The following is a 24,698-nucleotide window of genomic DNA, read 5'->3' on the forward strand; positions in this document are numbered from 1 at the left end:
TTACAGGAGTTCGCGCAGCATTCGGCCCACCAGATTCATATTCTCGGGGCGATCGAAGTCGCCGTGCGAGCAGTCGACTTCGAATACGTTGATCTGTCCGCCGATATGCGCACGCCACGCTTGTTCGAGCTCGGTCTCGAAACCGGCCTTTCGATTGCCCTCTTCGTCCAGGGCGGCCGCGAATATCGTCAGGTCGCCGTCGTAGCGCGGCGAGGCGTAACCGTCCAGCAGTTTGCTGTTGTTGATGAGCACCTTCGTCGCCTGCTCCACCAGTCGCTGAATTTCGGGGGAATCGAGTTGGTCTCCGAACCTGTCGGCGGCCCATGCTCGAATACCGGCCATGGCGTCGTCTTCCGAAACATCGGGTTCAGCGGCGGACGCGACCGGCGGTTTGCTGTCCATGATGCCGAGGAAGCCGACCTGCACGCCTCGCTGGGCGAGTTCGTACGCCAGCGCGTGCGCGACGATTCCGCCGTACGACCAACCCAGCAGAAAAACGGGGCCGTCTTCCTGGAAGGAAAGGATTCGGTCGATATAGTCCGCCATCATCTCCTGGAAGGAATCGGCTACCGGCCCGCCGTCGAGCCCACGGGACTGAATGGCAAAGACCGGCCGATCGGGCAGGTGCTGCCCGAGCTGTTGATAGAACCAGCCGAGACCACCGCCGGGATGCAGACACCACAGCGGATTCCGCGAGCCGGAACTCTTCAGTCGCAGCACCGGATCGAAATCCGTACCCGCGGAATCACCTTCGTCGAGCCTGCCCACCAATTGCGCGACAGTGGGCGCGTCGAATATCACCCGAACCGGAACTTCCGCTCCCAACGTCGCCCGGATCCTGCTGGTGAGTCGGGTCGCCAACAGCGAATGACCGCCCAGGGCGAAGAAGTCGTCGTCGATGCCGACCCGGTCGAGTCCGAGGATCTCCGCGAACAACTCGGCCAGGGTCCGTTCCCGTTCGGTGCGCGGGGCGCGGAACTCCTTCGCGGACACCAACTCCGGGTCCGGCAGCGCCCGGCGATCGAGCTTGCCGTTCGCGGTCAACGGCACCGAGTCGAGCACCAGCACCGTCGCGGGCACCATGAACTCGGGCAGGCGCTCGGTGGCCCAGCGGCGCACCTCGGCGGCCAGCAGGCCCGCATGCGGGTTGTTGGCGTAGGTGGCGGGATCGCCGACGGGTGACGGTGCGACGTACACGTCGGCCAGTGCTCGGCCCCGCGCTGTCTCGACGTCGACGAAGACCGCATCCATCCGGCCCGGCTCCGTGGACCAGGTGACAGCGGTGGTGTACCCGAGGTCCCGGCCGAGTACGTGCAGGTCCTCGGGCAGCAGACCCGCATCCAGTCGAGCGGAGTGGTCGGCGACCGTGCCTTCGAAACTCACTGCGAGCGGGACGCTTTGCCCATAGACGGACACCGGATCACCGCTGCGGATACGGTGCGTGGCTTCGATCTGGCCGGTCAGTCCGGCGTGCGGGATACCGGTGACCCGAATGCCGTCCGGCCGTCGTGTGCGCAGCAGCGCACGCAACCAGACATGGTCGTGGAATTCGACTTTCGGCGTATCGGCCATCGAGATCGGTGTCGCGGGCGCCTTGTGCAGGACCACGTCGTATCGGTACCGGGTCAACTCGTTCACCGAGAAGCCTCGTTTGAGTCCGATATCGACGGCACCGAAGTCGAGGACACGTCCCAGAGCCAGGAAGTACTCCGGCGCCAGGAGCAGCTCCTGTTCGGCGGAGATGTCTCGACGAACTCGATCATCGACCACGGCGGGATCATCGCCGCCGTTGCGCGCGATCTGTACCGCGGTGGCGAACTCCTCCAGCAGCGCCAGATTACGCACGTCGCCGACGAACACCGCCCCGCCGGGAGCCAGTAGCCGGAGTACCCGGTCGAGCACGTCGCGCAGGTACCGTTCGCCCGGGAAGTACTGGATGACGGAGTTCAATACCACTGTGTCGAAATAGCTTTCGGGCAGACCGTCAGTATCGTCGGCGCTCCGCACGCTCAGGAAAACGCGGTCGGCCAACCCGCCATCGAGTTCCGCCACCTGCTGCTGCAGTGTCGCGATGGTCGCGGCGGAGAAGTCCGCCGCCCAGTACTCCTCGCAGTCGGGGGCCAACTGCGACAACAACAACCCCGAGCCGACACCGATCTCGAGCACGCGCCGCGGTGCCAATCCGCGGATCCGGTCGACAGTGGCCGACCGCCACTCGCGCATCTGCTCCAGCGGAATCGGCGCCCCGGTGTAGCTGCTGTTCCAGCCGCCGAAGTCCGCGCCGAACGGCACGCTGCTCGGGCTGCTGTTCTCGCTGTCGACACCGGAGTACAGGTCGTCGTATACCCGACGCCACTGTCCGACGAGTTCGTCTTCACCGGCAGCGGGCCCGGATCGATCGGCGACCACGTACCCGATCAGTTGCTTACCGCCGGTGTCGGTGTCGCGCACCACAACCACCGCTTGCGACACCGAAGGATGCTGAGCCAGCACCGTTTCCACTTCACCGGGCTCGACCCGGAAGCCCCGGATCTTCACCTGATCATCGACTCGGCCGACAAACTCCAACTGTCCCGCGGCATTCCAACGGACCACATCACCAGTGCGATACAACCGACCACCGGACGGATCGAACGGATCAGCCACAAACCGCGCCGCAGTCAAACCCGCCCTACCGCGATAGCCGCGCGCCAACTGGGCACCGGCGACATACAACTCACCGGCGACTCCGACCGGAACAGGCGCCAACCACGAATCCAATACGAACACTCGCGTATTGGCGACCGGCGCACCGATCGGAACAGCACCGTCGACCTCATCCAACACGTCGTAGTCGGTGACACACACCGTGGTCTCGGTCGGCCCGTAACCATTCACGATCTGCACACCGGCACACGCCGCACCGAGTTTCCGGACAACCGGCGCGGTCACCTCCGCGCCACCCACAAGGACCCGGCGCAAGGTCTGCAAAGGGTTGTCGGGCAACGATTCCACGTGATCGGCCAACGCCAGCATCAACGGTGGTGTGGCAAACATCTTCGTCACCGCACGGGTCTGCACGAGCTGGGCGATCTCCACCAGATCCGAACGCTGCTCACCGGCCACCACCAACGTGGCGCCACCGCACAGGGCAGGCCATATCTCGTAGGTCGAGGCATCGAACGCGATCGAAGAATGCGTCAGCACCCGATCGTCAGGTGAGGTGGACCAGGCCGAAGCGACCAGGCTGACCACGTTACGGTGCGTGATACCAACACCTTTGGGGACTCCGGTAGAACCCGACGTGTAGATCACGTACGCCAGATTCCGCGGCGCCACCACGACAACCCGATCCAGACCGTCTACATCAGGTGTGTCGGGATAGATGTGCGGTATTGCCGTGTCCGGCAGCAGGTTCGCGGTAACCGAGTCTGTCACGACGACAACGGGAGCAGCGTCGGTGAGGATGAACGCCAACCGATCCGAGGGGTATCCGGGGTCGATCGGCAGATACCCACCACCGGCTTTCAACACCGCCAGCAAGGCCACGATCAGATCCGCGGATCGGGGAAGCGCGACCGCGACAACGGCGTCCGGACCCACCCCGCGCGAGACCAGAGCGCGCGCCAATCGACCAGCGCGGGCATCCAGTTCCCGATACGAGATCTCGGTATCGCCACAGGTCACAGCGACCGCGTCCGGAGTGCGAAGGACCTGGGCGTGCAGCAGTTCGACCAGGGTGACGTCCGGGACAGCGACCGCGGTGTCGTTCCACCCACGCACGAGCGAGTCGCGTTCGTCGGCATCGAGCACATCGATCGACCCCAGCGGTGCACCCGGGTCCGACACCACCTGCCGCAGTATCAGACCCCACCGCGCCACCATCGCCTCGACCGTGGACCGATCGAACAACTCGGTCGCGTACTCGACGAATCCACTCCACTGTTGACCGGCGGGAGCGTCGGCGATGTTGAAGAACAGATCGAACCGCGAGGTCGCGATGGACGCGTCGTAGGGTTCGACGCCGACTCCCGGCAACGCCATGGTGGGCAGGGTGTTGTTCTGAAATGCCAACGACACCTGGAACAACGGATGATGCGCCGCCGACCGCGTCGGGTTGAGCAACTCCACCAGCAGCTCGAACGGCGCGTCCTGATTCTCGTAGCCGGCCAGCGCTTTCGACCGGACCTGACCGAGGATCTCGGTGAACGTCGCGGCGGGAGCCACTTTCGTCCGCAGCACCCAGCTGTTGACGAAGAACCCGACCAGCTCGGTCAATGCCTCGTCGGTCCGACCGGCGACCGGTGCGCCGATCGGAATGTCCTCCCCCGCACCGAGTTTGAACAACAGCACGGCCAGCGCCGACTGCAAGACCATCGACACCGTCGCACCCTCGCGAGCGGCCAGCTGTTCCAGCCCCGCCCTGGTGTGCGCGTCGATGCCGAAGATGACCATGTCACCGCGATAACTGGCGACCCGCGGCCGCGGCCGATCCGTCGGGAATCGCAACTGTTCCGGCAAGCCGTCGAGTTCACTACGCCAATACTCGAACTGTTGCGACAGCACACTGTCGGGATCGCTCTGCGAGCCGAGGAATTCCTGCTGCCACAGTGTGTAGTCCACGTACTGCACCGGCAGCGGCGCCCATCCGGGCGCCCGATCGTCGAGGCGCGCCGCATACGCCTCCGACAGATCCCGCAGCAGCGGTGACATCGACCATCCGTCCCCGGCAATGTGATGGATCAGGATCACCACCACACACTGGTCCGTGCCGTACCGCACCACGGTGACCCGAACGGGAATCTGCGTGGACAGGTCGAACCCGTAACGCACCGCCGCGATGACCGCCGCTTCCACCTCGGCGGCAGCCACGTCGGTAACGCTCACCGGAACCTCGACACTGCCTGCGTCCAGTACCTGCTGGCCGGGCACCCCATCGGCTTCCACGAAGATCGTGCGCAGGCTCTCGTGCCGGGCGACGACATCGCCGACCGCGGCCGTCAGCACCGAAACATCCACCCCGTTCAGCCGCACGGCCAGGGGGATGTTGTAAGTGGCCGAGGGCCCCTCCAGCCGATGGATGAACCACAACCGCCGCTGCGCGAACGACAACGGCACCACATCCGGCCGCGACCGAGCCAGCAACGCCGGGCGCATCCGCACACCGGCATCGAGCCGAGTCACCAACTGCGCCACCGTCGGCGCATCGAAGACCGTCCGAATCGGCACCTCGACGCCGAGCACCACCCGGATTCGGCTGATCAGGCGGGTGGCCAGCAGCGAATGGCCGCCCAACTCGAAGAAGCTGTCGTCGATGCCCACCTGCTCCAGCCCCAGCACCTCGCCGAACAACTCGGCCAGCGTCTGTTCCTGAATGGTGCCCGGCGCCCGATACGCCACCGAGGACACCAAATCCGGCACCGGCAACGCGGCACGGTCGAGCTTCCCGTTCGCGGTCAACGGCACCGCGTCGATCACCAGCACCGTGGCGGGCACCATGTACTCCGGCAGCCGCTCGGCAGCGAACCGACGCACCTGTCCCCCGTCGAGTCCGTCGCCCTCGACCGGGCCGGTTCGGTCGGCGACCACATACCCGATCAGCTGCTTGCCACCGGTAGCGGTATCGCGCACCACAACCACCGCTTGCGACACCGAAGGATGCTGAGCCAGCGCGGTTTCGACTTCGCCGGGCTCGACCCGGAAGCCGCGGATCTTGACCTGATCATCGACCCGACCCACAAACTCCAACTGCCCGGCCGTATTCCAGCGCACCACATCACCGGTGCGATACAGCCGACCGCCAGTTCGATCGAACGGATCGGCAACGAACCGCGCCGCAGTCAAATCCGCCCGACCGCGATATCCACGCGCCAACTGCGCACCAGCCAGGTACAACTCACCGGTGACCCCGATCGGAACCGGCGCCAACCACGAATCCAGCACGTACACCCGCACATTGGCCAACGCGGACCCGATCGGCACCGACATGCCATCGAAGCGTTCCACGGGTTCGAACGGGCGCCGGATCGCGAAAGTCGTTGTCTCGGTAGGCCCGTACGTGTGCACGATGCGCGTTTCGGGGCACATCCGCAAAGCACGCTCGAACACCTCCGGCGGCATCTCCTCGCCGCCGGTCCAGACCTGCCGAAGCCCGGCGAGCGCGTCGGGGCAATGATCGACGAACAACTCGAACAACCGAGTTGTAAGGAATGCGGCGGTAACCCCATTCGCCACCAGCAACCGGCCGAGCGTGGCGATATCGGTGCGCCCCGGCGGCGCGACAACTACCCGGCCGCCGCTCAACAGCGGAACCCATATCTCATAGGTCGAAGCGTCGAACGCGGCCGAGGAGTGCACCAGCACACTGCTGTGCGCACCGTCCCGCCAATCCGCCTTGGACGCGAAGGCCACCACGTTCCGATGCGTGACGGCAACGCCTTTGGGGACGCCGGTAGATCCGGAGGTGTAGATGACGTACGCCAGATTCTGCGGCCCCACCGCGATGACGCGATCCAGACCCGAACCCTCTGGCACATCGAGTGTTTCGAGGTAGAGGTGCGGTGTTTCGGTATCGGGCAGCAGATGTGCGGTAGCGGAGTCGGTCACGACGACGACCGGAGCGGCGTCGGCGAGGATGAACGCCAACCGATCCGAGGGATACGCCGGATCGATCGGCAGATATGCGCCACCGGCTTTCGATACCGCCAGCAACGCCACGATCAGGTCTGCAGATCGGGGCAGGGCAACCGCGACAACACCGTCCAGACCCACCCCGCGCGAAACCAACACTCGTGCAAGCCGATCGGCTCGAAGGTCGAGCTCTCGGTAGGTCAGCTCGTCGTCACCGCAGACGATCGCCACCGCATCCGGGGTCGCGGCGACCTGCGACTGGAAGAGCCCGGTGATGGTGGCGTCCGGGACATCGGCCGTGGTGTCGTTCCACCGACGCAACACCAGTTCGCGCTCGTCGCTGCCGAGGACATCGATCGACCCCACCGCGACATCGGGATCCGCCACGACCTGCTCCAGGATCCGCACCAACCGGGTCGCCATCACCTCGACCGTGGACCGATCGAACGCATCGGTGCGGTACTCGAAGTGCAGCGTCAAAGCGGGGGCGGCATTGGCCACGACCGTCAGCGGATAGTGCGAGGGCGTTTTGGGATGTACGTCGGTGATCGCAATGCCGGTGGTGGCCGCGGCCGCACCGATTCCGGTCTGATCGACGGGATAGGACTCGAACCCGATCAGGGTGTCGAACAAGACGTTCAGACCCGCCGCCTGATGGATATCGATCAGCCCGACGTGATGATGGTCCAGCAGCGCGGCTTGGCGAGCTTGCAGACCGGTCAACAAGTCGGTGAGGGTGTCGCGAGGACCGAACCGCACCCGTACCGGCACGGTATTGATGAACAGCCCGACCATCGAATTCACGCCCGCGATCGCGGGCGGCCGACCCGAGACGATAACGCCGGTGATCACGTCGTGACGACCGGTCAATTTGGCGAGCAGAATCCCCCACCCGCCCTGCACCACGGTGTTCAGCGTGATCCCGAGCCGGGTGGCGCGCTGACTCAACGCGAGCGCCGTCTGCTGCGACAGCGGCACCTCGACTCGCGCTACCCCACCGCCGGCACCGCCACCGACCTTGTCGGCGAGCAGTGTCGGTTCGCGCACGCCGTCGAGTTCTCGAGCCCACGCCCGCACACCGGCCTGGGAATCCTGCTCCCGCAACCACTTCAGGAACTCTTTGAAGGCAGCGGGTTGCGGCGAAACGGTGACCTCGTCGCCGGAGCCGTAGCTGTCGAACAGGTCTCGGATCAGCAGTGGCAGCGACCAGCCGTCCAACAGCACATGGTGGGCGGTGAAGATCAGTTCCGAGCGTTCGTCGGCCAGCATCACCAGCGTCAATCGCAGCAACGGCGGAACCGCGACATCGAAATGGGTGTTCTGATCCTCGATCAGTAACCGCTCCAGCGCCGCACTACGCGCACCTTCATCGAGGTCGCGCAAATCCACTACCCGCCATGGCAATTCGACACCGTCGACCACGACCTGGACCGGGTCACCGTGCGCACCCGCGACGAAGCCGACACGCAGATTCGGATACCTATCCAGCATGCCTTGTCCGGCCGCCCGCATCCGCTGCGGATCGACCCGTCCGGCCAATCCGAACCCGACCTGCATGTGATAGGCGTCGAAACCCGAACCCGCCAGCACCTGATGGAACAGCAGACCCGCCTGCATCGAAGTCAGCGGCCACACGTCCACCAGCCGCCGATACCGCGCCTCCAACACCTCGATCTCGGGTTGCCCTATCCGGGCCAACGGCAGATCAGACGGCGTCAGCCCACCCGCACCCGTCGTGGTGGCGTGCAGCGCCAACCCCATCGCCGCTTGCCGCCACAGGTCGGCCAACTGCCGAATCTCGTTGTCCGCCAACACGCCCGCGGGCGCGGCGAATACCGCCTGCAATACCGGCCCGTCGTCGGTATCGACCACCAACATGTTCACGTTCAGCACCGACATCGCGGGCATCGCCGGATCCAGCGGCGTGATCAGCTGTCCGACATCGACCGCAGGTGTCCAGCCCGCGCCGCGCAGTCGTTGCGGCAGCAGGTCCATGGAGGTGACCCGTCCCAGATAGTTGAAGCCGATCTGGCCGGTCGAATACTGTTGCAGCACAGCGGCGGTCTCGGGGTTGAGGTATCGCAGCAACCCGTATCCGATGCCCTTGTCCGGCACACCGCGCAGTTGCTCCTTGACCGACTTCACCAAGGCGCCCGCGGTCGGGCCACCGGCACACAGCTGATCCCACTCCGTCGCCGATGCCGCCAACCGTATCGGGAACATGCTGGTGAACCAGCCGACCGTGCCGGACAGATCGGCGCCGGGAACGGTGTCTTCCTCGCGGCCATGACCTTCCAACCGGAGCAACACCGAATCCGCATCCGCACCACGATCGTCGCGCCAGCGGGTCACCGCGGCGGCCAACGCCGCCAACAACCCGTCCTCGACGCCGCCGTGGAACACCGCAGGCAAGGCGGTCAGCAGCGGTTCGGTCACCGACACCGGAAGCTGGATCTGAACATGCTCGACGGTGGCCATGGTGTCGACCGCGGGATCCAATGCCCGGCTACCCAAGATCGGATCGGGTCCGTCGAGAACCGAAGTCCACCAAGCCAACTCAGACACTCGTTCCGGCCCGGTCGATTGCTCGACCAATCCGTGCGCCCACCGTCGCATCGAGGTCCCCGACCCCGCCAGTACCGGAGACACCCCCGCCGATACGGCCTGCCACGCAGACGCCAAGTCCGGCAGCAGAATCCGCCACGAGACACCATCGACGACCAGATGATGAGCCACAATCGACAACCAGCCCGCCCGTTCGGGTCCGGCATCGAACCATACGAACTGCACCATCACCCCCCCCGCCGGAGCCAAGCTGCCAGCCGCCGCCCCCACCTCCGCAAGGATCGCTCCGGCCTTGTCGCCATGCTCAACGGGGGTCAGCTCGACACGGTACAGCAACCGATCCACATCCACCGCGCCCACCGGCGCCACCTCGAGCCCCGTGCCACGCTCGTCATCAATCAACCGCGACCGCAACACATCATGACGATCGATCACCGCAGCCAAAGTCGCGACCAAGCCCGCGCGATCGATCCCGATCGGCAGGTCCAGCGACATGGACTGTGTGAAGCTGTCGAACCCCGCGCCCAGGTCCCGTACGAACCGAGCCACCGGCAACAACGGCATCCACCCGACCCCACCACCGGCCAGCTCCGCCAATACCGGTCCGGTCACCTCACGTGCGCGAGCGACCGCGGCCAACGCCGCCGCCGTCCGATGCTCGAACACCTCGCGCGGACTGACCTCCACCCCCAGCTCCCGCGCGCGCGACACCACCTGAATCGACCGGATGCTGTCCCCACCCAACTCGAAGAAACTGTCATCCGCGCCTACCCGCGGCACGCCCAAGACCTCGGCGAACACCTCGGCCAGCACCTGCTCCTGGTCGGTGCGCGGAACTCGATACGCCGTCGACGAGCTCAACTCGGGTTCCGGCAGCGCCTTGCGGTCGAGCTTTCCGCTCGCGGTCAACGGCACCGAGTCGATCACCATCACCACTGTCGGCACCATGAAATCCGGCAACCGTTCGGCGGCGAATCGACGCACCGCTCCCCCGTCGAGCCCATCCGCACTCGCGAGAACGACCACGTATCCGATGAGCTGCTTGCCACCGGCGCCGGGGTCACGTGCGACCACTACCGCCTGGGAGACCGAAGGATGTTGGGCCAGTACGGTTTCCACCTCGCCCAGTTCGACACGGAACCCGCGGATCTTCACCTGATCATCGACCCGGCCGACAAACTCCAACTGCCCGTTCGTATTCCAGCGCACCACATCGCCGGTGCGATACAACCGACCACCGGACGGATCGAACGGATCGGCCACAAACCGCGCCGCGGTCAACCCAACCCGACCGCGATACCCGCGCGCCAACTGGGCACCTGCGACATACAACTCACCGGCGACTCCGACCGGAACCGGCACCAACCACGAATCCAGCACGAACACCCGCGTATTGGCTACCGGACCACCGATCGGCACCACCGCACCCAGCACATCGTCGGGCACGCGATAAGCCGTCACGTCGACCGTCCCCTCGGTCGGCCCGTAGAGATTGTCGACTCGACCGACCCCGCACTTGGCTTTCAGTGCTTCGACCAGCCCCGAGGTGAGCGTATCGGCCCCTGTATTCACCTGCCGCAGACTCTGGAACGGGTTGTCGGGCAACGAATCCACGTGGTCCACCAGCGCCGACAATAACGGTGGCGTCGCGAAGATCTTCGTCACCGAACGGGTCTCGGCCAGTCGCGTGATCTCCGCCAGATCCGAACGCTGCGCACCGGCCACCACCAATGCCGCGCCACCACACAAGGCGGGCCAGATCTCATAGGTGGAGGCATCGAACGCGACCGACGAGTGCACCAGCACCCGATCCTCGTCACTGATCGACCATGCCTGAGCGACCAGGTTGACCACGTTATGGTGCGTGACACCAACACCTTTCGGGATACCGGTGGACCCCGAGGTATAGATCACGTACGCCAAGTTCTCCGGCCGCGCCGCCACGGCAGGTTCCGGCCCGGTCCAGTCGTGCACGTCGGGTGCATCGAGGTAGAGGCGCGGTGTTGCGATGTCAGGCAACACGCGTGCGGTGACGGAATCGGTCACGACGACAACCGGCATTGCATCGGCGAGCACGAAGGCCAACCGATCCGAGGGATATGCCGGATCGATCGGCAAGTACCCACCACCGGCCTTCAACACCGCCACCATCGCTACGATCAGGTCCGCTGACCTAGGCAACGTCAGCGCCACAACAGTGTCGGGACCAACCCCAAGCGAGGCCAAGACGCGCGCCAATTGCCCAGCGCGAGTATCGAGTTCCCGATACGAGACTTCGGCGTCGGCGCAGACGACGGCAACCGCATCCGGAGTCGCGGCGACCCGAGCCTCGAACAAGCCGACCACGGTGGTGTCCGCGACTTCGGCCGCGGTGTCGTTCCACCGATGCAGCACCAGCTCACGTTCGTCGTCGCCGAGGATATCGATCGACCCCACCGGGATACTCGGGTCCGACACCACCTGCCGCAGTATCTGCGCGAGCCGCCGCGCCATCGACTGCACCTGGGACCGATCGAACACATCGGTGCGGTATTCGAGCCGCAGTTGCAAGGTGGGTGCGGCACCCGCGACGACCGTAAGCGGATAGTGCGAGGGTGCGTGCGACCGCAGATCGGTGATGGAGATACCGCTGGTGGTGGCAGCGGCACCGATTCCGGCCTGGTCGACGGGATAGGACTCGAACCCGATCAGCGTGTCGAACAGGACGTTCAGGCCGGTCGCCTGGTGGATCTCGCTCAGCCCGACGTGATGATGGTCGAGCAACGCGATCTGCCGGGCCTGCAAGCCCTTCAACAGGTCGGCGAGGGTGTCGCGCGGGCCGAACCGCACACGCACCGGCACGGTGTTGATGAACAACCCGACCATTGAATCCACGCCCGCGATCGCCGCCGGGCGACCCGACACGGTCGCACCGGCGACCACATCGTGGCGGCCGGTCGATTTGGCGAGCAGGATTCCCCAGGCGGCCTGCACGACCGTGTTCAGCGTGATCGAGAGTTCACCGACCCGCTTGTTCAACGCAGTGGCAGTCTCCGCGGTCAGCGGTACCTCGACCTGTTCGACATCGGCCCCGTCCGCGCCGCCGGTCTTGTCGGCGAGCAGAGTGGGTTCGTGTACGCCATGGAGTTCTTCAGTCCACGCCTGCACACCGGCTTGGAAGTCTTGCTCGGACATCCATTTCAGGAAGTCCTTGTAATCGGGCGCTTTCGGCAATACCGCACCGTCAGACCCGTAGAGACGCAACAGATCCCGGATCAACAGTGGCAGTGACCAGCCGTCCATCAACAGATGGTGCGCGGTGAACACGAGCTCCGAGCGTTGCCCGGACATCAGCACCAGCGTCAACCGCAGCAATGGCGGCAGGGCCACATCGAAGTGCGCGTGCCGATCCTCGACCAGCAACCGCTCCATCGCGGAGGCGCGGTCGGCCTCGTCGAGATCACGCAGATCGACTATCTGCCAGGGCAATTCGACACCGTCGACAACGACCTGGACTTGATCAGCGTGCGAGCCCGCGGCAAAAGCCACCCGCAGATTCCGATACCGATCCAACAGTCCCTGGCCTGCCTCGCGCATCCGCTGCGGGTCCACCTGTCCGGCCAGCCCGAATACGACCTGCATGTGGTAGGCGTCGAAGCCTGAGCCTGCCATCAGCTGATGGAACAACAACCCCGACTGCATCGAGGTCAGCGGCCATACGTCGGCCAAGCCCGGGTAGCGAGCCTCCAACGCCTCGATCTCGGGTTGGCCCAACCGCACCATGGACACATCCGACGGCGTCAAACCGCCCGCACCGACCGTTGTGGCGTGCTGCGCCAAACCCAGCAGTGCCCGCTGCCACAGGTCGGCCAGGCTATCCAGCTCAGTCTTCGGCAGCACTCCCGTCGGCGCCGCGAAAACCGCTTGCAGCACCGGGCCTTCGGCGGTGTCGACGACCATCGTGTTGACATCCAGCACCGCCAGCGCCGGCATTGCCGGGTCCGGGGCGGCAATGGATCCCGCGCCGTCCTCGGCCGGGTTCCAGCCTGTTCCGCGCAGTCGTTGCGGCAGTAGATCCGTGGCGGTCAACCTACCGAGGTAGTTGAACCCGATCTGGCCGGTCGAAAACTGTTGCAGCACAGCGGCGGTCTCGGGGTTGAGGTATCGCAACAGCCCGAACCCGATGCCCTTGTCCGGCACCGCACGCAGTTGCTCCTTGACCGCCTTCAACACCGCGCCCGCAGCCGGACCACCGGCGCTGAGCTCATCCCACTTCGTCGCGGGCGCGGCCAATCGCACCGGGAACATACTGGTGAACCAACCGACGGTATTCGACAGATCCGCGCCGGGAACGGTGTCCTCTTCGCGGCCATGGCCTTCCAGCCGGATCAATACCGATTCCTCGGACATGCCGTGGGTGTGGCGCCAGCGAGTGACCGCTGCCGCCAAGGCCGCCAACAACCCGTCCTCGACGCCGCCGTGGAATGCCGCGGGCAACGCGGTCAGCAACACCTCGCTGGCCGCCACCGGAATTCGCACGGTCAGGTGGTCCACGGTCGCCATGACATCGACGACCGGATCCAACGGCCGAGTGCCCAGTATCGGATCCGGTCCGTCGAGAACCGAACGCCACCAAGCCAACTGCTCCACCAGTGCCGGTTCAGCAGCTCGCTCGACCAACCCGTGCGCCCACCGCCGCATCGAGGTCCCCGTCCCCGACAGAACTGGAGACACCCCCGCCGACACGGCCTGCCACGCAGATGCCAAGTCAGGCAACAGAATCCGCCACGAGACACCATCGACGACCAGATGATGAGCCACAATCGACAACCAGCCCGACCGCTCCGGCCCGGCATCGAACCACACGAACTGCACCACCACACCGGCCGTCGGAGCCAAACGGTCGACTGCCGCGTGCACCTGCGAGGCAATCACCTCGGCTCGTTCCGCGGGCCGGCCCCCTGAGTGCTGTTCGGGTGCAGTCATTTCCACGCGATGCAGCAAGCGATCGACATCAATCGCACCGACCGACGCCACCTCGAGCCCCGGGCCGCGCGCGTCATCGATCAACCGCGACCGCAACACATCATGACGATCGATCACCGCGGCCAATGTCGCCACCAGTCCCGCGCGATCGATCCCGATCGGCAGATCCAGCAGCAGCGACTGCGTGAAGCTGTCGAACCCCGCGCCCAGGTCCCGCACGAACCGAGCCACCGGCAACAACGGCAGCCAGCCCGCGCCACCACCGGCCAACTCGGCCAACACCGAACCCGTCGCGCCTCGCCCGACCGCAACAGCGGCCAACGCCGCCGCTGTCTGATGCTCGAACACCTCCCGCGGACTGATCTCGACGCCCTGCTCCCGGGCCCGCGACACCACCTGAATCGAGCGGATGCTGTCGCCGCCGAGCTCGAAGAAGCTGTCATCCACACCGACCCGGCCGAGCCCGAGCAGCTCAGCGAACGCCGTGGTCAGGATCTGTTCCTGGTCGGTGCTCGGTGCCCGATACCGCGCCGAGGCGATGATCTCCGGCTCCGGCAGCGCGGCACGATCGAGCTTGCCGTTCGCGGTCAGCGGCACCGAGTCGATCACCATGACGGCGGCGGGCACCATGAAATCCGGCAGCCGTTCGGACAGGAAGGCGCGCACGTCCGCGCCGTCGAGCACATTGCTATCCCCGGCCGACATGGACCCGTCGGCGACCACGTATCCGATCAGCTGCTTGCCGCCGTTGGTGTCGCGGGCCACGACGACCGCCTGCGATACCGACGGATGCTGCGCCAGAGCACTTTCCACCTCCCCCGGCTCGACTCGGAAGCCACGGATCTTGACCTGATCGTCGATCCGGCCCGCGAACTCCAACTGTCCGGCCGTATTCCAGCGCACCACGTCACCGGTGCGATACAGCCGACCGCCAGTTCGATCGAACAGATCGGCAACGAACCGCGCCGCAGTCAAATCCGCCCGACCGCGATATCCACGCGCCAACTGCGCACCAGCCAGGTACAACTCACCGGTGACCCCGATCGGAACCGGCGCCAACCACGAATCCAGCACGTACACCCGCACATTGGCCAACGCGGACCCGATCGGCACCGACATGCCATCGAAGCGTTCCACGGGTTCGAACGGGCGCCGGATCGCGAAAGTCGTTGTCTCGGTAGGCCCGTACGTGTGCACGATGCGCGTTTCGGGGCACATCCGCAAAGCACGCTCGAACACCTCCGGCGGCATCTCCTCGCCGCCGGTCCAGACCTGCCGAAGCCCGGCGAGCGCGTCGGGGCAATGATCGACGAACAACTCGAACAACCGAGTTGTAAGGAATGCGGCGGTAACCCCATTCGCCACCAGCAACCGGCCGAGCGTGGCGATATCGGTGCGCCCCGGCGGCGCGACAACTACCCGGCCGCCGCTCAACAGCGGAACCCATATCTCATAGGTCGAAGCGTCGAACGCGGCCGAGGAGTGCACCAGCACACTGCTGTGCGCACCATCCCGCCAATCCGCCTTGGACGCGAAGGCCACCACGTTCCGATGCGTGACGGCAACGCCTTTGGGGACGCCGGTAGATCCGGAGGTATAGATCACGTACGCCAGATTCTGCGACCCCACCACGACAACCTGATCCGGGCCTTCTACATCAGGTGTGTCGAGCGTTTCGAGGTAGAGGTGCGGCGTTTCGGCATCGGGCAGCAGATGTGCGGTAGCGGAGTCGGTCACGACGACGACCGGAGCGGCGTCGGCGAGGATGAACGCCAACCGATCCGAGGGATACGCCGGATCGATCGGCAGATACGCACCACCAGCCTTCAATACCGCCAGCAACGCCACGATCAGGTCTGCAGATCGCGGCAATGCCACCGCGACAACACCATCCGCGCACACCCCGTGGGCGATCAAGACCCGCGCAAGTCGATAGGATCGAATATCGAGATCCCGGTAGGTCAGCGCGGCGTCCGCACAGATGACCGCGACGGCATCCGGATTTGCGGCCACCTGAGCCCGGAACAGGTCGATGACGGTGGTGTCGGAAACTGTTGCGGTGGTGTCGTTCCAGCGATGCAGCACCAGGTCGCGTTCGACGGTATCGAGCACATCGATCGACCCCACCGGGGCGGCTGGAGCCGACGCTACCTGCCGCAGGATCCGCACCAGCCGCCCGGCCATCGCCTCGACCGTCGACCGGTCGAACAGATCGGTCGCATACTCGACCAGGCCGTTCCACTTCTCACCAGCCGGGGCATCGGCGATATTGAAGAACAGATCGAACCGGGACACCGCGGTCGACGCCGGGTACGGCTCGATCCGCACCCCCGACAACTCGAGCGACGGCAGCGTGTTGTTCTGAAATGCCAACGACACCTGGAACAACGGGTGATGCGCCGCCGAGCGCGCCGGATTCAGCAATTCCACCAGCAGCTCGAACGGAACATCCTGATTCTCGTACGCGGCCAACGCTTTCGCCCGGACCTGCCCCACGATCTCGCTGAACGACGCCGCGGGCGATATCGCCGTCCGCAGCACCCAGGTATTGATGAAGAACCCGACCAGATCGGTCAACGCCTCATCGGTACGACCGGCGATCGGCGATCCGATCGGAATGTCCTCCCCGGCACCGAGTTTGAACAACAGGACGGACAACGCCGACTGCAACACCATCGACACCGTCGCACCCTCGCGCGCCGCCAGCCGTTCCAGTTCCGCTCTGGTTCGGGCGTCGATATCGAACGACACCACGTCCCCCCGGTAGCTCGCCACCCGCGGCCGCGGCCGATCGGTGGGCAGCCGCAGCTGCTCCGGCAGACCGGCGAGCTCACGGCGCCAGTAGTCGAACTGCTGAGACAACAGACTGTCCGGATCGGCGTCCGAACCCAGCAGTTCCTGCTGCCACAACGTGTAATCCACGTACTGCACCGGCAGCGGTTCCCACCCTGTCGGCCGTCCCTGGAGCCGTGCCATGTACGCCATCGCAAGGTCGCGCGACAGCGGCGTCATCGACCAGCCGTCACCGGCGATGTGGTGGATCAGCAGCACCGCAACGCACTCATCGTCGCCGCACTGGAAGACATCGGCGCGGATGGGAATCTCCGACGACAGGTCGAATCCGTACCGTGCCGCGGCGGTCACCGCCGCATCCACTTCAGCCGGATCCACCTCGGATACCGTCACCGGTACCTCGACGCTGTCGAGCACGCGTTGCGACGGCACACCGTCGGCCTCGACGAACACCGTGCGCAGACTCTCGTGCCTGGCCACGACATCACCGATCGCGCCGGTCAGCGCGGCCAGATCGACCCCGCGAAACCGCACCGCCACCGGGATGTTGAAGGTCGCGGACGGTCCCTCCAAGCGGTGCACGAACCACAACCGCCGCTGCGCGAACGACAACGGAACCACGTCCGGGCGATGCCGAGCCAGCAACGCTGGGCGCAGCCGGGTTCGGTCGCCGAGCCGGGTCACCATCTGCGCCACCGTCGGCGCGTCGAACACCGTGCGGATCGGCACCTCGACGCCGAACACCACCCGGATCCGGCTGACCAGGCGGGTAGCCAGCAACGAGTGGCCACCCAGTGCGAAGAAGCTGTCGTCGATGCCGACCCGGTCGTGTCCGAGGATCTCGGCGAACAACGCGGCCAGCATCTGTTCCTGGATGGTGCCCGGCGCCCGGTACGCCACCGACGACCTGAGCTCCGGGACCGGCAACGCGCCGCGATCCAGTTTCCCGCTCGCGGTCAACGGCACCGAGTCGATCACCAGCACGACCGCAGGCACCATGAAGTCCGGCAACCGCTCGGCCGCGAACCGACGGACATCCCCGCCGTCGAGTTCGTGCGCGCCGTCGAGTCCATTCCTACCCGAGTGCCCGTTGCCATCGACCGAGCTGGCTCGGTCGGCGACCACGTAGCCGACGAGCTGTTTGCCACCGCCGGTGTCGCGCGCTACCACCACAGCTTGGGACACCGAAGGATGTTGGGCCAGCGCAGTTTCGACCTCACCGGGTTCGACGCGGAACCCACGGATCTTCACCTGATCGTCGACACGACCGGCGAACTCCAGCACTCCATCCGAGGTCCAGCGCACCACGTCACCGGTGCGGTACAACCGGCCGCCGGTCGGGTCGAATGGATCAGCCACAAACCGTGCCGAGGTCAACCCTGCCCGGCCGTGATAGCCGCGCGCCAATTGCGCACCGGCCACGTACAACTCACCCGGTACGCCGATCGGAACCGGCACCAACCACGAATCCAGCACGAACACCCGCGTATTAGCCACCGGCGAGCCGATCGGCACCACCGCACCCATCGCTTCGTCGGGCACGGCATAGGCCGTCACATCGACCGTCGCCTCGGTCGGCCCGTAAAGGTTGTCGATCCGCGCAATCCCACACTTGGTCTTCAGCGCGTCGACAAGCGCTGAAGTGAGTGTGTCGGCTCCGGTATTCACCTGCCGCAAACTCTCGAAAGGATTGTCGGTCAACGACTCCACGTGATCGACCAATGCCGACAACAGCGGTGGCGTCGCGAACATCTTCGTCACCGACCGCGTCGCGACGAGCCGGGTGATCTCCCCCAGATCCGAGCGCTGCTCACGGGCCACCACCAACGTGGCACCACCGCACAGGGCGGGCCAGATCTCATAGGTGGAGGCATCGAACGCGATCGAGGAATGCAGCAGCACTCGGTCGTCGGGATCGGCCGACCACGCCTGGGCGACGAGGTTCACCACGTTACGGTGGCTAATGCCAACACCTTTGGGGATTCCGGTCGAGCCGGACGTGTAGATCACGTACGCCAGATTCTGCGGCCCCACCGCGACCACCGGAGCCAGCTCGGACCGATCCGGCACATCGCGGGCATCGAGGTAGAGGTGCGGTATTGCGTTGTGCGGCAAGGTGTCTGCGGTGCCGCGATCGGTCACCACCACGACCGGAGTGGCATCGCCGAGGACGAACGCCAACCGATCCGAGGGATACGCCGGATCGATCGGCAAGTACGCACCACCGGCCTTCAGCACGCCGAGCAATGCCACGATCAGCTCCACCGAGCGCGGCAATGCCACCGCGACAACACCATCCGCATTCACGCCACGCGAGACCAGCACACGCGCCAACCCGTTGGCTCGGGCATCGAGTTCCCGATAGGTCACCTCGGTGTCACCGCAGACAATCGCGACCGCGTCCGGTGCCTGAACAACCTGCGCCTGGAACAACTCGGCAACGGTGACGGCCGGGTCGACCGGGACAGTGGTGTCGTTCCACCGATGCAATACCAACTCGCGCTCGTCGGTATCGAGGATATCGATCGACCCCACCAGGGCATCAGGGTCGGACACCACGTATCGCAAGATCCGCACCAACCGGGCAACCATCGCCTCGATCGTGGACCGATCGAACAGGTCGGTGGCGTACTCGGCGTACACGTTCCACGCGGCAGCGGCGTGCCCATTGGTTCGGTCATCGCCGATGTTGAAGGTCAGATCGAATTGCGATGTCACCGCGTCGAGGGCATACGGTTCGAACTCGACCCCTGACAACTCCAGCGTGGGCGCGGTGTTGTTCTGAAAGCTCAGCAACACCTGGAACAGCGGATGGTGGGCCGCCGAACGAGCCGGATTGAGCAACTCGACCAGCAGCTCGAACGGGACATCCTGATTCTCGTAGGCGGCCAACGCCTTCGCCCGAACCTGACCCACGATGTCGGTGAACGATGCCTCCGGCGTGACCGCGGTCCGCAGCACCCAGGTGTTGACGAAGAATCCCACCAGATCGGTCAGCGCGTCGTCGGTACGACCGGCGATCGGCGATCCGATCGGAATGTCCTCCCCCGCTCCGAGTTTGAACAACAGCACGGCGAATGCCGACTGCAGCACCATCGATACCGTCGCGCCCTCGCGCTCGGCGAATCGTTCCACCGCGCTCCGGATCTCCGGGTCGACCCGGTGAACCACCATGTCCCCGCGATAGCTGGCCACCCGCGGCCGTGGCCGATCGGTCGGCAACCGCAACTGCTCGGGCAGCCCGTCGAGTTCACCGCGCCAGTACTCGAACTGCTGTGACACCACGCTGCCCGGATCGGTCGACGACCCCAGCAATTCCTGCTGCCACAGCGTGTAATCCACGTACTGCACCGGCAACGGCTCCCACCCGGGCGCCTGCCCCGACCGGCGAGCCGCGTACGCCACCGACAGATCCCGCAGCAACGGTCCCATCGACCAGCCGTCGCCCGCGATGTGATGAATCAGCAGCATCACCACGCACTCGTCGGAGCTATACCGAAACACGTTTGTCCGTATGGGGATTTCCGTCGACAAGTCGAACGCATACCGTGCCGCCGCGGTCACCGCCGCAGCCAACTCGGCCGCATCCACGTCCGTGATGGTGACCGGCACTGCAACGCTGTCGGCGTCGAGCACCTGCTGACCGGGCACGCCTTCGACTTCTACGAACACGGTCCGCAAACTCTCATGGCGCACCACCACATCACCGACCGCGGCCGCGAAAGCCGGTGCGTCGAACACACCGGTCAACCGAACCGTGACGGGCATGTTGTAGGTGGCCGAGGGGCCCTCCAGCCGGTGGATGAACCACAGCCGCCGCTGCGCAAACGACAATGGGATCATCACAGACCCACCTCTCGATTCATTCTGCGAAGAGCTGGTCGGCGAGACGGCGCCAGCTGGGACCACCTGCGGGCGAGTTGGGCGACCGTGGCCGCCTCGAACATCACCCGGATCGGTACTTCGACTCCCATCACCGCCCGGATCCGGCTGGCCAGGCGGGTAGCCAACAGCGAGTGACCACCCAGCGCGAAGAAGCTGTCGTCCACACCGACCCGGCCGACGCCGAGTATCTCGGTGAACAACTCGGTCAGCGTCTTCTCGCGTTCGGTGGTCGGGGCTCGATATTCCCTCGCGGACACCAACTCCGGATCCGGCAGCGCCGCGCGATCGAGCTTTCCGTTCGCCGTCAACGGCACCGAGTCGATCACCATCACCACCGTCGGCACCATGAAATCCGGCAGCCGCTCGGCCACGAACCTGCGCGCGCTGGCAGGCAGGAGGGTGTCCTGTGGGTTGTTGGCGTAGGTGGCCGGATCGTCTACCACGTCCGGTGGCGGATAGATGTCGGTCAATGGTCGGGCTGTGGCGAGGTCGAGGAAGACCGCATCCATGTGGCCCAGTTTCGTGGACCAGGTGACCGCGGTGATGTACCCGAGTTGCTCGCCGAGTACGTGCAGATCTTCGGGCAGCAGACCCCCGTTCGGTCGGTCGGCGACGGTGTCGAGGATTCCTTCGAATTCCGCTGCGAGCGGGTCGGTTTCGCTACCGGACGCCACCGCGTGACCGGTCCGGATTCGGTGCGTCGCGTCGATCTGCCCGGTCAGTCCGACATGCGGGATTCCGGTGACGCGGATGCCGTCGGGGTGTTCGGCGTGCAGGAGGGTGCGCAGCCAATCATGGTCGCGGAACTCGACTTTCGGCGTGTCGGCGACCGACCGCGGTTGCGCCGGAGCCTTGTGCAGGACCACGTCGTAGCGATACCGGGTCAGTTCGTTGACCGAGAATCCGCGTTTGAGCTGGATATCGACGGCGTCGAATCCGGTCTCGCCGTGACGAAGGGCCGAGAAGTACTCCGGTGCCAGGAGCAGCTCCTTCTCCGCGGCCATGTCTCGACGGACTCGATCGTCGACGACGGCAGGGTCGTCCCCGCCGTGACGGCTGATGTGTACCGCCGTGGTGAATTCCGCCAGCAGCGCGTGATTGCGGACATCGCCGACGAACACCGCACCACCGGGAGCCAGCAGTCCTGATACCTGTTCGAGGACTCGACGCAGATACCGTTCGCCGGGGAAGTACTGCGCGACGGAGTTCAATACCACGGTGTCGAAATAGCTTTCGGGCAAACCCGCGGGATCTTCGGCCGCCTGGGCATTCAACACGATACGGTCGGTCCACTCCGCGTTCAGCTCGGCCAGTTGCTGTCGCAGTGTGGCGATGGTCGCCGCCGAGAGATCTGTCGCCCAGTATTCCGCGCAGTCGGGAGCCAGTTGTGAGAGCAACAATCCGGATCCGACACCGATCTCGAGCACCCGGCGCGGACGCAACCCGCGGATCCGGTCCACCGTGGCCGCCCGCCACTCGCGCATCTGCGTCAGTGGAATCGGTGACCCGGTATAGCTGCTGTTCCAACCACCGAAATCCGAGCCGAACCCGGCCTCGGCGGCCCGTCGGGAGCCGTTGCCGTTCCCGTGGCCGTTGCCATTGCCATTCCCGTTGGTGGCTCCGGCGTACAGGTCGTCGTAAACCCGACGCCACTGCCCAACCAGTTCGTCTTCAGCAATGACCGGCCCCGATCGGTCGGCCACGACGTATCCGATCAGCTGCTTACCACCGGTGTCGGTATCGCGTGCCACCACTACGGCCTGCGACACCGAAGGATGTTGCGCCAGCACGGTTTCTACTTCACCGGGCTCTGCTCGGAAACCGCGGATCTTGACCTGATCGTCGACGCGGCCCGCGAACTCCAGCACCCCCGCCGTGGTCCAGCGCACCACATCACCGGTGCGGTACAACCGGCCACCAGTCGGGTCGAACGGATCGGCCACGAACCGGGCCGCGGTCAGTCCGGCCCGGCCACGATAGCCACGCGCCAATTGGTCACCGGCGACATACAACTCACCGGCGACCCCGATCGGCACCGGCACCAACCAGGGGTCCAACACGAACACCCGCGTATTGGTCACCGGCACACCGATCGGAACAGCACCGTCGAGACCATCCACCGCGTCGTAGTCGGTCACACACGCCGTGGTCTCGGTGGGCCCGTATCCGTTCATCACCTGAACATCGGCGTACTTGGCGTTCAGCTTCCGCACAACGGTCGCTGTCAGCTCCGCGCCGCCGACGATCACTCGACGCAGTGTCCGTAATGGGTTGTCGGGCAACGAATCAACGTGGTCGACCAGTGCCGACAGCAGAGGTGGCGTCGCGAACATCTTCGTCACCGACCGGGTCGCAATCAACCGCGTGATCTCGACCAGGTCCGACCGCTGCTCACCGGCAACCACCAACGTCGAACCACCGCACAAAGCAGGCCAGACCTCATACGTGGAGGCATCGAACGCGACCGAAGAATGCACCAGCACCCTATCCTCGGGTCCGGTAGACCACGCCGAAGCGACCAGGTTCACCACGTTGTGATGCGTGATACCAACACCTTTGGGGACACCCGTAGAGCCGGATGTATAGATCACATAGGCCAAGTTCTGCGGCCCCACGGCGACAACATGATCCAAGCCGGGCCGGTCCCACACATCAGCGCTGTCCAGATAGAGGCACGGCGCCGATGATTGAGGCAGTAGAGGTGCGGTGCCGGAATCGGTCACGATCACAACCGGAGCGGCGTCGGTGAGAATGAACGCCAACCGATCCGACGGATAGGCCGGATCGATCGGCAGATACCCGCCGCCCGCCTGCAACACCGCCAGCAATGCCGCGATCAGGTCCGCGGACCTGGGCAACGCCACCGCGACAATGCTGTCGGGCCCCACCCCGTGCGCGATCAAGACTTGCGCCAATCGACCAGCGCGAGTTTCGAGTTCGCGATACGAGATCTCGATGTCGCCGCAGACGACCGCGACCGCATCCGGAGTCCGGGCGACCTGAGCGTGAATCAAGCTCACCATGGTGGTGTCGGTGACCGAGGCAGTGGTGTCGTTCCAGCGATGCAACACCTGCTCGCGTTCGTCGGTGTCGAGTACATCGATCGACCCCACCGGCGCGGCCGGATCCGACACGATCTGCCGCAGTATCCGCACGAACCGCGCCACCATGCCCTCGACCGTGGACCGGTCGAACAGCTCGGTCGCGTACTCCACGAGCGCGTTCCATGGCTGACCGGCGGGCGCATCGGCAACGTTGAAGAACAGATCGAATCGCGCGGTCGCGGTGGTCGCGATGTAGGGCTGGATCCGCGCCCCCGACAGCTCGAGGTCCGGCAGGGTGTTGTTCTGGAACGCCAGGGACACCTGGAACAACGGATGATGCGCCGCCGAGCGGGCCGGATTGAGCAGCTCGACCAGCAACTCGAACGGGACGTCCTGATTCTCGTAGGCGGCCAACGCTTTCGCCCTGACCCGAGCCAGGATCTCGCTGAACGATGCCGCCGGGGACACCCGCGCCCGCAGCACCCAGCTGTTGACGAAGAACCCGACCAGATCGGTCAACGCCTCGTCGGTGCGGCCAGCGATCGGCGATCCGATCGGAATGTCCTCCCCCGCACCGAGTTTGCACAGCAGCACCGCCAACGCCGACTGCAACACCATCGACACCGTCGCACCCTCGCGACCCGCCAAGCGCTCCACCGCGGTACGAATCTCAGGTTCGATCCCGAACATCACCATGTCGCCGCGATAACTGGCCACCAGCGGACGCGGACGATCGGTCGGCAATCGCAACTGCTCCGGCAGCTCATCGAGTTCGGTGCGCCAGTAGTTGAACTGTTGCGACAGAAGGCTTTCCGGATCGTTCGCGGAACCGAGCAC

General features: G+C 65.4%; 2 protein-coding genes (1 of these 2 cut by a window edge). Both read right to left on the reverse strand.

Annotated features, from left to right (window positions below; all coding sequences use genetic code 11):
- On the reverse strand, positions 1-20,775 hold the full coding sequence (locus ACQPW1_RS26970; RefSeq protein WP_433665345.1) for a non-ribosomal peptide synthase/polyketide synthase: 20,775 nt from the start codon (positions 20,773-20,775) through the stop codon (positions 1-3).
- On the reverse strand, positions 20,775-24,698 hold the end of the coding sequence (locus ACQPW1_RS26975; protein ID WP_433654355.1) for an amino acid adenylation domain-containing protein. It continues 11,322 nt past the right edge of the window; the window shows 3,924 of its 15,246 coding nt (coding positions 11,323-15,246); its start codon lies beyond the right edge, outside the window — the gene reads right to left on this strand; it ends in the stop codon at positions 20,775-20,777. Before ACQPW1_RS26975 ends, ACQPW1_RS26970 begins: the two co-directional genes overlap by 1 nt.

Origin of the sequence: Nocardia sp. CA-128927 (genome assembly GCF_050955855.1) — a bacterium.
Classification (GTDB): Bacteria; Actinomycetota; Actinomycetes; order Mycobacteriales; family Mycobacteriaceae; genus Nocardia.

Coding starts and splice junctions, on each gene's coding strand:
- ACQPW1_RS26970 (WP_433665345.1), bottom strand. CDS start 20,775: ATGATCCCATTGTCGTTTGCGCAGCGGCGGCTGTGGTTCATCCACCGG.